The organism is Klebsiella planticola (assembly GCF_000783935.2).
GTDB classification, from domain to species: domain Bacteria; phylum Pseudomonadota; class Gammaproteobacteria; order Enterobacterales; family Enterobacteriaceae; genus Klebsiella; species Klebsiella planticola.
On sequence record NZ_CP026047.1, the window covers coordinates 722,124 to 733,710 of the forward strand.

The window sequence follows — 11,587 nt, forward strand, 5'->3', positions numbered from 1 at the left end:
TCAAGAAGTTTGTTGCTGCGGACGACGACGGTACGCCCAGACCATCATAATGATACCCGCAAGCACCATTGGGATCGAAAGAATCTGCCCCATGCTGATGTACTGTACCCATTCACCGGTGAACTGCTGGTCTGGCTGGCGGAAGAACTCCACGATAATACGGAACAGGCCGTAGCCAATCAGGAACAGACCGGATACCGACCCGGTCGGACGCGGTTTACGGATAAACAGGTTCAGAATCAGGAACAGGACGACCCCTTCCAGCGCCAGCTCGTACAGCTGCGAAGCGTGACGCGGCAGCGCGCCGTAGGTATCAAACAGCGATTGCCATTCCGGATGAGACGGCAGCAGCGCCAGATCTTCCGCGCGCGAGCCGGGGAAAATCATCGAATAATGGAAGCTCGGATCGACGCGGCCCCACAGTTCACCGTTGATAAAGTTGCCCAGACGCCCCGCCCCGAGGCCAAAGGGGATCAGCGGCGCGATAAAATCGGCGACCTGGAAGAAAGTGCGTTTAGTGCGTCTGGCAAAAATGATCATCACGAGGATGACACCAATCAGGCCGCCGTGGAACGACATGCCGCCGTCCCAGACGCGGAACAGATACAGCGGGTCCTGCAGGAAAACCGGCAGATTATAGAACAGGACATAGCCGATACGGCCACCGAGGAAAACGCCAAGGAACCCGGCATACAGCAGGTTTTCGACTTCGTTTTTGGTCCAGCCGCTGCCCGGACGGTTGGCCCGACGGGTGGCTAGCCACATCGCAAAAACAAAGCCGACCAGATACATCATCCCGTACCAGTGGAGGGAGACCGGCCCAAGGGAAAATATGACCGGATCAAAATCCGGAAAATGCAGGTAGCCACTATTCATCTGTCACCATAAAGACTTGTTATTCCGCCGAAAGTGGACAGCGGTGATCATACACGCCCGACCTATACGGGTGCTCCAAGGGGGCGAATAATAGCATAAGGTTAATTCGCTGGCCGTGCCGTTGTTGTAAAAGATATGTATACGGATGCTAACGGCACACGGGAGTTTTCCCGGAGGCGGTGCCGATCACCTGTCCGGGTTACCTGACTGAGCCGTTATTTTGCCGGGTGGCGCTACGCTTACCCGGCCTACCGCTCTCTAACGGCTAACGGCCGCCGCGGATCAAGCCGCCCAGACCGCGTCGCTCCATGAAGGCCGCCACCTGATGGCGAACCTCGGTGGCCATCTGCGCTTCAAGGCTCCGACGCGACAGTTCCTGAGCTTCGGCAATATCGATACGTCGCAGCAGGTATTTGACCCTCGCCACCGAACGACCGTTCATGGACAGGTGGCGATAGCCAAGACCAATCAGGATCGTCACGCACATCGGATCGCCCGCCATTTCACCGCACAGCCGCAGGTCAATGCCGAAGCGTTCGGCATCATGCGCAATCATCGCCAGCGCCCGCAGCACCGCGGGATGCAGGCTGTCATACATGCTGGCAACCCGGGTGTTGTTGCGATCGACGGCGAGGATATACTGAGTCAGGTCATTGGTCCCTACCGAGATAAAATCCACGCGGCTGGCAAGATTCGGCAGCATAAAGACCATCGAAGGCACTTCCAGCATTACGCCAAGACGCGGGCGAGGAATAGCGTAGCCAATCATCTCTTCGACTTCACGGCTGGCGCGATCGATCAGACGGCGCGCCTCATCCACCTCATCAAGACTGGTCACCATCGGCAGCAAAATACTCAGGTTGCCGGTGGCGGCATTGGCACGCAGCATGGCGCGCACCTGGATGAGAAATATTTCCGGCTGATCGAGAGTAATGCGGATGCCGCGCCAGCCGAGGCACGGATTCTCTTCGCTAATCGGCATATACGGCAGCTGTTTATCGGCGCCGATATCCAGCGTACGCAGGGTCACGGGCTTTTCATTAAACATCTGCAGCATGCCCTGATACTGGGCGACCTGCTCCTCTTCCGACGGGAAACCGCTTTGCAGCATAAACGGGATTTCGGTCCGGTACAGGCCGATGCCGTCGATAAAGTTGCCAAGCTTTTCTTCATGTTCCAGGCTCAGGCCAGCGTTCAGCATGACCTTCACCCGCTCGCCGCTTTTCAGCTCGGAAGTGTGTTCCAGATCGTCTTCCGCCAGCCGGCTGAGTTCGTTCTCTTCGCTGACCAGACGCTGATATTCTTGCAGCAGCGCCGGTTCCGGGTCGACCAGCAGTTCGCCGCGGTAGCCATCCACCACCAGCATGTGGCCGTGGAGCAGCGAAGGCTGGATATCAGCCCCCATAACCGTCGGGATCCCCAGCGCCCGCACCATAATGGCGGCGTGGGAGTTGGCTGCGCCATCGCGGACGACGACGCCCGCCAGTCGGTCCTGCGGAACTTCCGCCAGCGTCGTCGCTGACAGCTCGTCGGCCACCAGCACAATACGCGCCGGCCAGGTATTAGGCCCCTGAATCGTATCATCGAGATGGAAAAGCAGGCGCTGACCCAGCGTACGCAAATCGCCGGCCCGCTCTTTCAGATACCCGTCGCTCAGCGCGGCAAACTGTTCGGCGAACTTCTCGATGATCTTCTTCACCGCCCATTCTGCCACCGCGCCTTTATCGACTTCTGCAAACAGCTCGCGACGCAGACGCGCGTCGGACAGGAGGTGTGAATAGAGATCGAAGATCGCCGAAGTCTCTTTTTGCGCCCCGGCGGCATAACGCTTGCTGTAGCGACGAAACTCGTTCGCCGCCTCTTCCAGCGCACCGGTCAATCGTTCGCGTTCGGAAGCGGTATCAAGCGTCGATGCCTCATACACCTGTTCCATGAGCGGCAGACTGATGTCCATCCAGCCTTCGGCAATGGCCACCCCGGAGGAGGCGGGCAGCGCGCGAATACGCGTCTGTCGATACTGGCCAAACAGCGCGGTCAGCTGAGACTGGGAAAGAATGGCGGCCATTTGCGTCGCCAGGGTGACGAGAAACGACTCTTCGCTTTCATCAAACTGACGCAGCTCACGCTGCTGCACCACCAGCACACCCAGCAGCTGACGCCGCTGGATAATCGGGACGCCAAGAAAAGCGCGGAAGCGATCCTCTTTGACGGCAGGAATATATTTAAAGCTGGGATGTTTTTGCGCATCGGCAAGGTTGATAGGCTCCGCAAGGCGCCCGACCAGGCCAACGAGGCCTTCGTCAAACGCGAGCGCAACGGTACGCCCGCGAGGTTTTTTCAGCCCGCGAGTGGCCATAAGGTAATAACATCGTCGGTCGTGATCGGCCAGGTAAACCGAACAAACTTCCGTTTCCATCGCTTTGCAGATATCGGTGACCAGGATATCCAGCGCCTCGTTTAAACGCGGCGCGCTCGCGACCTTCTCGACGATTTCTCGTAACCGAGTGAGCATAATATGCGTGGCTTAACCTCTTTTACGTCGATAAGCAGGCGCGCTTTGCGGTTTAGGTGCACTTTCCGCCAGCGACATGGTCACGCTGGCAAACTCTTTCATCACCCGGCGGTACACGTCGCGCTTAAACGACACCACCTGACGAACCGGGTACCAGTAACTTACCCAGCGCCAACCATCAAACTCAGGTGTACTACTGGTTTGCATATTGATTTCCGCATCGCTGCCGATCAACTGCAGGAGAAACCACTTCTGTTTCTGGCCGATACAAACCGGCTTTGTGTCCCAACGCACCAAACGTTTAGGCAACTTGTAACGCAGCCAGTTACGGGTTGAGGCCAGGATTCGCACATCTTTACGACTTAACCCAACCTCTTCGAACAATTCCCGATACATTGCCTGCTCGGCTGATTCCCCTGGATTAATGCCCCCTTGCGGGAACTGCCACGAGTGCTGACCATAGCGCCTGGCCCACATAACCTGGCCCTGGCGATTACAGATTACAATACCGACATTTGGGCGGTAGCCATCGTCATCAATCACCGGACTACCTCAAAATAATCTTCAATGTGAATGATTGTTTCACACTCGCTGTAAACGGTAAACCACTCTGTTGTCACTGTGCGATCGAATAACATTTGAATAACTCACAGTAATCAGCAGAGTTATAAACAACGAAAGCGATCGAGAGCCCATTTTATTCACTTTTTCTGTGGATAGAGTTGTGAAGAAGTATGGAATTACCCAGGGAAAACCCAGAGTAGTCCGAAGTGCTTACGAATAGCATAATTTAATAATGGCATTATATTCATGATGTTATCACATATATCTTTCAGTAATTACAGTTAAACGTGATGATCATCACATATGCGATCCTGGAACTGATGAAAGATCGAACAATGTCGATTTTATCCACAGATTATCCGAGTCCACTGGGCACAATTTGTCTAAAAATTCGATTTTCGTCGCACGTCAAGGCTGTAAATGGAAACAGTAGTGCCGCTTTTCCCCAGTTATCCCACTTTTCTGTGGATAACATGGTGTAAGATCCTGTTCATTGCCAGTGACCAGTTCTGGAAAACCCGCGACTACTCTTTTCACAACGACAAAAAAATGAAAAAAAAACCATACGAATCATCAAATTGTCATAGTTACCCAGGAAAAGGTAAACTCTATCCACAACGCACTGAAATACCGTTCATTTTTTAACCAGAGGTTTTGCCGTATGCCCGCCATCGCGCCGTTAACGTCCCCACCGCAAACCCAGCAGCAGCTCCTGGCCCAGGCGCAGGGGCTGGCAGGCTACTCGCTGGGCGAACTGGCGGCGCTGGCAGGGATTCCCATTCCACGCGATTTAAAGCGCGATAAAGGCTGGATCGGTATTCTGCTGGAGATTTGGCTGGGCGCCAGCGCCGGGAGTAAACCCGAGCAGGATTTCGCCGCGCTGGGCGTCGAACTGAAGACCATTCCTGTCGATAGCCAGGGCCGTCCGCTGGAAACCACCTTCGTTTGCGTCGCCCCGCTCACTGGTAACAGCGGCGTGACCTGGGAGAGCAGTCACGTGCGCCATAAGCTCAAACGCGTTCTGTGGGTGCCGGTGGAAGGGGATCGCGCCATTCCGCTGGCGGAACGCCGCGTCGGCGCTCCGCTGCTGTGGAGCCCCAGTGAAGAAGAGGATCGCCAGCTGCGAATGGACTGGGAGGAGCTGATGGATCTGATTGTGCTCGGCCAGGTGGAGCGCATCACCGCCCGTCATGGCGAGGTACTGCAGTTGCGCCCGAAAGCCGCCAACAGCAAAGCGTTAACCGAGGCGATTGGCGCCCGCGGTGAGCCGATTCTCACGCTGCCGCGCGGCTTCTACCTGAAGAAAAATTTCACCGCCGCCCTGCTGGCCCGTCATTTTCTCCTCGGCCACGATTAATTTTTTGTTCTGCCTGCCAGGTTGCATATAATTGCGACTTTCTTTTTTGCAGGACTTTGAACAATGTTATTTGCATGGATAACCGATCCCAACGCCTGGCTGGCGCTCGGTACACTGACGCTGCTGGAGATCGTGCTGGGGATCGATAATATTATTTTTCTCTCTCTGGTTGTTGCCAAACTGCCCACCGCCCAGCGTGCTCACGCAAGACGTATCGGGTTGATGGGCGCGATGCTGATGCGCCTGGGGCTGCTGGCCTCTATCGCCTGGGTCGTGAAGCTGACCAATCCGCTGTTTACCGTTTTCGATCAGGCGATCTCGTTTCGCGATTTGATCTTACTGCTCGGCGGTCTGTTCCTGATCTGGAAGGCGAGTAAAGAGATCCACGAGTCGATCGAGGGCGAAGAGGAAGGGCTGAAAACCAACGTCCATTCATTTATGGGCGCCATCGTGCAGATCATGATACTGGATATCATTTTCAGCCTCGACTCGGTCATTACCGCCGTTGGGCTGTCGGATCATCTGTTCATCATGATGGCTGCGGTGGTGATTGCCGTCGGCGTAATGATGTTCGCCGCCCGACCGATTGGCGACTTTGTTGACCGTCATCCGTCGGTTAAAATGCTGGCCCTGTCGTTTCTGATTCTTGTCGGCTTCACCCTGATGCTGGAAAGCTTCGAGATCCATATTCCGAAAGGCTACATCTACTTCGCGATGTTCTTCTCGATTGCCGTCGAAAGCCTTAACCTGCTGCGTAATAAAAAAAATCCGCTGTAAGCCACAAAAATGCAGCCCAAACCTGGGCTGCAAACTTTTTTAAGACTTTACTGCTTTTTATGTCTCACAAATCAGGCTATTAATACACTGGTGTGAGGTGCGACCATTCAAGAGGTAATGACGATGAAAAAATGGGCAGTATTGATTTCCGCCGTGGGACTGGCGTTCTCGGTTTCCGGTTGCAGCAGCGATTACGTGATGGCGACAAAAGACGGACGCATGATCCTGACCGATGGTAAGCCAGCCGTTGATGATGATACCGGCCTCATCAGTTACGAAGATCAGCAGGGCAATAAAATGCAGATCAACCGCGACGATGTTTCGCAGATTATTAAACGTTAAGACTTTTCGTCGGCCAGCCGCCTGCCAGCACTCGCCTGGCGAGGCCGCCTTCCCCGACAGCGGACCCTCTTAATAAAGAGTCGGGATCCTCTGAAACCTCCGCAGCATCGCGTCTTCGGATTCTGAACCCCCGGCTTTTTTGATTTTTTTACTTCCTCTTTTTCTCCCCCTCTGCCATTTTGATACTCCTTTGTCGGGGAACTCCTGACCTTGTTAATAAAAAAGGAAGCCGGCTATGCAGTATCACCGTATCCCACACAGTTCTCTTGAAATCAGCACGCTCGGGCTGGGCACTATGACTTTTGGTGAGCAGAATAGCGAGGCCGACGCGCACCAACAGCTCGACTACGCTGTCAGCCAGGGCATTAACCTGATTGATGTCGCTGAAATGTATCCCGTACCGCCGCGCCCGGAGACCCAGGGGCTGACGGAAACCTACGTCGGCAACTGGCTGGCGAAACGCGGCAATCGCGAAAAGCTGATTATCGCCTCTAAAGTCAGCGGCCCTGCGCGTAATAATGACAGCAGCATTCGTCCGAACCATGCGCTGGATCGTAAAAATATCCGTGACGCGCTGCACGACAGCCTGAAGCGCCTGCAAACCGATTATCTCGATCTCTACCAGGTTCACTGGCCACAGCGCCCGACCAACTGCTTTGGCAAACTGGGCTATAGCTGGACCGACACCACGCCGGTCGTCACCCTGCTGGATACACTTGAAGCGCTCACCGAATTCCAGCGTGCCGGTAAAATCCGCTATATCGGCGTCTCCAACGAAACGGCCTTTGGCGTCATGCGTTATCTGCACCTGGCGGATAAACACGACCTGCCGCGCATCGTCACCATCCAGAATCCCTACAGCCTGCTGAACCGCAGCTACGAAGTGGGTCTGGCGGAAGTCAGCCAGTATGAAGGCGTTGAGCTGCTGGCCTACTCCTGTCTGGCATTTGGCACCCTGACCGGCAAGTATCTTAACGGTGCAAAACCGGCCGGCGCGCGTAATACGCTTTTCAGCCGCTTCACGCGCTACAGCAGTGAGCAGTCGCAGAAAGCGGTAGCGGCCTACGTCGATATCGCCAGACGGCATAACCTCGACCCGGCGCAGATGGCGCTGGCCTTTGTCCGTCGTCAGCCGTTCGTCGCCAGCACCCTGCTGGGCGCCACCACGCTGGAGCAGCTTAAAACCAACGTTGAGAGCCTGCATCTTGAGCTGAGTGAAGCGGTATTAGCGGAAATTGAAGCGGTGCATCAGGTCTATACCTACCCGGCACCGTAAGCGTCAACCCCTCCCGGATAGCGGCTGACGTCTTATCCGGGCTACCGCAAAGACTAAACAGTAGCCCGGCTAGCCTACTGCGAGCCGGGGATTCCCGGGTGACGCCGTAAACGGTTTACCCGGGCTACGACTGACGTCGGCCCCACAGCCACAGCGCGGCGATAGCCAGCGCAAACACCGCGCCAAAGCCAATCCCGACGCCCACCACCGGAATACCGATTCTCACCGCCAGCGAATAGAGCCCCAGCATCAGCAGCATGGCCACGTTTTCGCCGAGATTTTGTACCGCAATCGCGTTACCTGCACCAACGGTATGCTTACCGCGTTCCTGCAGCAGCGCATTGAGCGGCACAATAAAGAAGCCGCCGAAGATACCGAGCAGCAGCAGCAGAGCAAATGCCGGTAAAAGCGCCTGCTGTAAGGTGAAAAGGATCACCGCGACGCCGATTAAAACCCCGGCAGGCATGCAGCGCGAGACGGTTTGTAGGGTGACCAGCTTCGCCGCCGCGCCGGCGCCCAAGACGATCCCGACGGCCACCATCGCATTGAGATAGGTCGGCATGGCGTTACTGGTGATGCCAAGCGCCGCCGGTACCCACAGCACCAGCAGGAAACGCAGCGTCACGCCGGCGCCCCAGAACAGGCTGGTTCCCATCAGGGAGAAACGCGTTTCGCCATTACGCCATAGTGTCTTACAGGCGCTAAAGAAGCTGTGAGTCATCGGGGTAAAACGCCACGACTGGCCGGGACGCGCCGCCGGCAGCTTCGGGATCCACAGGTTGGCGATCACCGCCCCGCCATACACCAGCGCACAGATGGCCAGCGCGGCCAGCACATGCCAGTCGGCCAGAATACCGCCGGCCATCGATCCCAGTAAAATCGCCGCAATGGTAGACGACTCCATCAAACCGTTAGCTTTCACTAACTTATCCCCGGTGGTCAGCTCGCCAAGAATGCCGTATTTGGCCGGCGAATAGGCCGCCGCGCCCACCCCCACCAGGGTATAGCCGATAAACGGGTTCAGACCAAAACAGATGCAGCCAGCGCCAACCAGCTTCATGCCGTTGGCGACCATCATCACCCGCCCTTTGGCAAAGCTGTCGGCAAACTGGCCGACAAACGGCGCAAACAGTATGTAAGCACCTACAAACAACATCTGCATCACCGGCTGGCTCCAGTCCGGGTAGAACTGCTGCTTCATCAGCGCCAGCGTGGCAAACAGCAGCGCATTATCGCCAAATGCCGAGAGGAACTGGGCGCAGATGACCGCCATCATCCCTTTTGAGTACAGCGAAGTGTTAGTGTGTACTGACTCACTCATCAGAATCTTCCGTCTGCTCAACCATACCTTTCAGGGTGACAAAGTCCGGCTTGCCGCTGCCGAGAACCGGCAGTTGCTTCAACCAGCGAATGTCGCGCGGTACCGCCAGCTCCGGCACCCCATGTTCACGGGCGTAGCGCAGCAGTTTTTCACGGTTCAGTTCATTATCGGTGGTAAAGAGCACCAGCGCCTCGCCTTTACCGGCATCTTGTTTAATCGCCGTGGCATGCATCTTGTCAGGTGAGACGCCCAGAGCCACCTGCTCAACCATTTCCAGTGACACCATTTCGCCGGCGATTTTCGCGAAGCGCTTAGCACGCCCCTGAATGCGCACATAGCCCTGCTCGTCAAAGGTGACGATATCCCCGGTGTCATACCAGCCGCTCTCCATTTCGCCATGCTGATTTTCCGCCGTCGGTGTTTCCAGCACGCCCGGGTTCTCCACCCGCAGATAGCCGTTCATGATGTTCGGCCCTTTTAACTGCAGGCGGCCGCCCTCTTCAATACCCGGCATCGCCAGCAGGCGCGCATCCATCCCCGGCAAAATACGCCCGACGGTTCCCACCTTCGCCGCCATCGGGACGTTAATCGATACCACCGGCGCACATTCGGTGACGCCATAGCCTTCGAGAATGCGCAGGCCAAATTTGTCCTGCCACAGTTGCTTCGTGCTCTCCTGCAGCTTTTCCGCCCCAGCGACCACGTAGCGAAGACGATAGAAATCGTACGGGTTAGCAAAGCGCGCGTAGTTCGCGAGGAAGGTCGACGTCCCGAACAGCACCGTACAGTTGCGGTCGTAAACCAGTTCCGGCACCACGCGGTAATGCAGCGGGCTGGGATAGAGGAACACTTCTGCGCCGGTAAACAGCGGGGTAAACAGGCCGACCGTCAGGCCAAAGGAGTGGAACAGCGGCAGCGCCGACATAAAGCGATCGTTGGCAGTAAAGTCGGCAATGGTTTTAATCTGTTCGACGTTGGCCAGAATACTTTTATGACTATGCACCACCCCTTTCGGGTTGCCTTCGGAACCGGAGGTGAAGAGGATAATCGCCGCATCTTCCGGCTGCTGTTTGACCTGCGCCAGTTTCGGCGCCAGCAGATGGCCGAAGATCCACAGCTTATCGCCGGTCGTAACGTCGCCTTTCAGGTCTTCAAGGAAGACCCAACGTACCTGAGTAAGCTGCTCCGGCAGATGCCAGAGTTTGCCTTTATCAAGGAAGGTACGGGAGGTAAAGATCGTCTTGATTTCTGCGGCGGTAATCGCGCTACTCAGCCCTTTAATCCCGGCGGTGTAGTTCATCATCGCCGGAATACGCCCGCGGGCAATAGCGCCAAAAATGACCGCCGCGCTGATGCCGGCGTTGGGTAACATCAGGCCGATTCTTTCACCCTGAGCGCTGTATTTTTCCAGGATGCGCGCCACAAAGAGGGTTTTGGTCAGCAGCTTGCGATAGGTATCGGGTTGAAAGTTAATGTCTTCCACGCAGTTTTTGCGCGCGCCGAACCGATCCTGCGCCGCCAGCAGCGATTCATACAGCGTTTCCCGTGGACGCACCGCCATGCGCGCTTCCATCATAATCTGGTGCAGCATTTCCCCGGCAATTTTGCGGCGATCGCGGGCGCGGGGAGCCTGAGGCATTTCAATGCGGGTTGGCGGCAGCAAATGCAGCTGGATGCGAGGGAACAGGCGACGTTTGACCAGCCCCTTGAGACGACTAAACGGGGTCAGCTCCGCGCCTTCGATACGCAGTGGGATAATAGTGGCCTGCGACTTTGCGGCCACAAACGCCGCCCCGTCATAGATTTTCATCAGCGAACCGCTAACCGAGATACGCCCTTCCGGGAAGATAACCACCGGACGCCCCTGCTCAATCAACCGCACCAGGTGTTTTATCGACATCGGTTTCGTCGGGTCGAGCGGGACAAAGTCGATCAGCGGCGTCAGCACGCGCATAAACCAGCGCTGGCTGATAGAACTGTACACCGCAAAGACCGGTCGGACGGGCAGGAATAAGGCTAGCAGGATCCCATCGAGGAAAGAGACGTGATTCGGGGTGATCAAGACCTTTTGTTGTTGCAAGGGCTGCGTGTCGCCGGTCAGTCTGACCCGATACAACCCTTTGAACAACAGCCTGAAAAATGCCAACAGCATAACAACTCCATTTGACCGGTTATTAAGTCATTGCAGGTTACACGAGAAGGCGTTTGAAAGCAGTGCGGGGAAGAATGTTTGGCGTAAAAAAAACCTGCGCATCTGCGCAGGCCGGTGCAAGATAATCAGTACGAAACGCGTACTTAAAAACTCACCTATCAATACCTCTGGGACCCTGATTGTCAGGTTTTTTGCCCCTGCCGCACCAGCGATAAAACGCAAGGGAATAAGCCTAAGTGCAACCAGTTATTGCCATTTTCGCTATCTGTAACAGCGGCGAGCGGTGAACAGGAAGAGGCTTATCCGATGCGGGTAGCGAGGGCATTTCGCGGGAGCGGGTCGCGGCATGTTCCGCCTGCGGGCAAAAAAAAACCTGCGCATCTGCGCAGGCTGGTGTAATTAGAGTGGCC

General features: G+C 56.0%; 9 protein-coding genes and 1 pseudogene. 5 read left to right on the plus strand and 5 right to left on the minus strand.

Annotated features, from left to right (window positions below):
- The 3 genes from lgt to rppH all read right to left on the minus strand — a co-directional run bounded on the left by lgt (window position 1) and on the right by rppH (window position 3,931).
- Entirely contained in the window at window positions 1-876 is an 876-nt protein-coding gene (gene lgt, locus MC50_RS03365) for a prolipoprotein diacylglyceryl transferase (protein ID WP_032696727.1), read from the minus strand.
- 265 nt (window positions 877-1,141) lie between these two features.
- On the minus strand, window positions 1,142-3,388 hold the full coding sequence (gene ptsP / locus MC50_RS03370) for a phosphoenolpyruvate--protein phosphotransferase (protein ID WP_004867094.1): 2,247 nt from the start codon (window positions 3,386-3,388) through the stop codon (window positions 1,142-1,144).
- A 12-nt stretch (window positions 3,389-3,400) separates the two neighbouring features.
- On the minus strand, window positions 3,401-3,931 hold the full coding sequence (gene rppH / locus MC50_RS03375) for an RNA pyrophosphohydrolase (protein ID WP_004867097.1): 531 nt from the start codon (window positions 3,929-3,931) through the stop codon (window positions 3,401-3,403).
- A gap of 453 nt (window positions 3,932-4,384) precedes the next feature.
- On the opposite strand from rppH, the pseudogene MC50_RS29110 reads away from it, so the two are divergent.
- The 5 genes and pseudogenes from MC50_RS29110 to MC50_RS03400 form a co-directional block, all read left to right on the plus strand.
- Window positions 4,385-4,525: pseudogene (locus MC50_RS29110) on the plus strand (hypothetical protein); the annotation flags it as partial.
- An 88-nt stretch (window positions 4,526-4,613) separates the two neighbouring features.
- The gene (gene mutH, locus MC50_RS03385; RefSeq protein WP_032698877.1) at window positions 4,614-5,309 is read left to right on the plus strand and encodes a DNA mismatch repair endonuclease MutH; all 696 of its coding nucleotides are present in this window, start codon (window positions 4,614-4,616) and stop codon (window positions 5,307-5,309) included.
- A 63-nt stretch (window positions 5,310-5,372) separates the two neighbouring features.
- The gene (locus tag MC50_RS03390) at window positions 5,373-6,086 is read left to right on the plus strand and encodes a TerC family protein (RefSeq protein ID WP_032690888.1); all 714 of its coding nucleotides are present in this window, start codon (window positions 5,373-5,375) and stop codon (window positions 6,084-6,086) included.
- Between the two features lie 123 nt (window positions 6,087-6,209).
- Window positions 6,210-6,428 carry a YgdI/YgdR family lipoprotein gene (locus MC50_RS03395; RefSeq protein ID WP_004867116.1) on the plus strand — a complete coding sequence of 73 codons (219 nt, stop codon included), beginning with the start codon at window positions 6,210-6,212 and terminating at the stop codon, window positions 6,426-6,428.
- A 235-nt stretch (window positions 6,429-6,663) separates the two neighbouring features.
- On the plus strand, window positions 6,664-7,704 hold the full coding sequence (locus MC50_RS03400; RefSeq protein WP_032690887.1) for an NADP(H)-dependent aldo-keto reductase: 1,041 nt from the start codon (window positions 6,664-6,666) through the stop codon (window positions 7,702-7,704).
- Between the two features lie 124 nt (window positions 7,705-7,828).
- On the opposite strand, the gene lplT is transcribed toward MC50_RS03400, so the two are convergent.
- Complete coding sequence (lplT, locus tag MC50_RS03405) at window positions 7,829-9,025, minus strand: lysophospholipid transporter LplT (RefSeq protein ID WP_032696725.1); 1,197 nt, start codon at window positions 9,023-9,025, stop codon at window positions 7,829-7,831.
- On the minus strand, window positions 9,018-11,177 hold the full coding sequence (gene aas, locus MC50_RS03410) for a bifunctional acyl-ACP--phospholipid O-acyltransferase/long-chain-fatty-acid--ACP ligase (RefSeq protein WP_032690885.1): 2,160 nt from the start codon (window positions 11,175-11,177) through the stop codon (window positions 9,018-9,020). Before aas ends, lplT begins: the two co-directional genes overlap by 8 nt.
- Window positions 11,178-11,587: the final 410 nt, after the last annotated feature.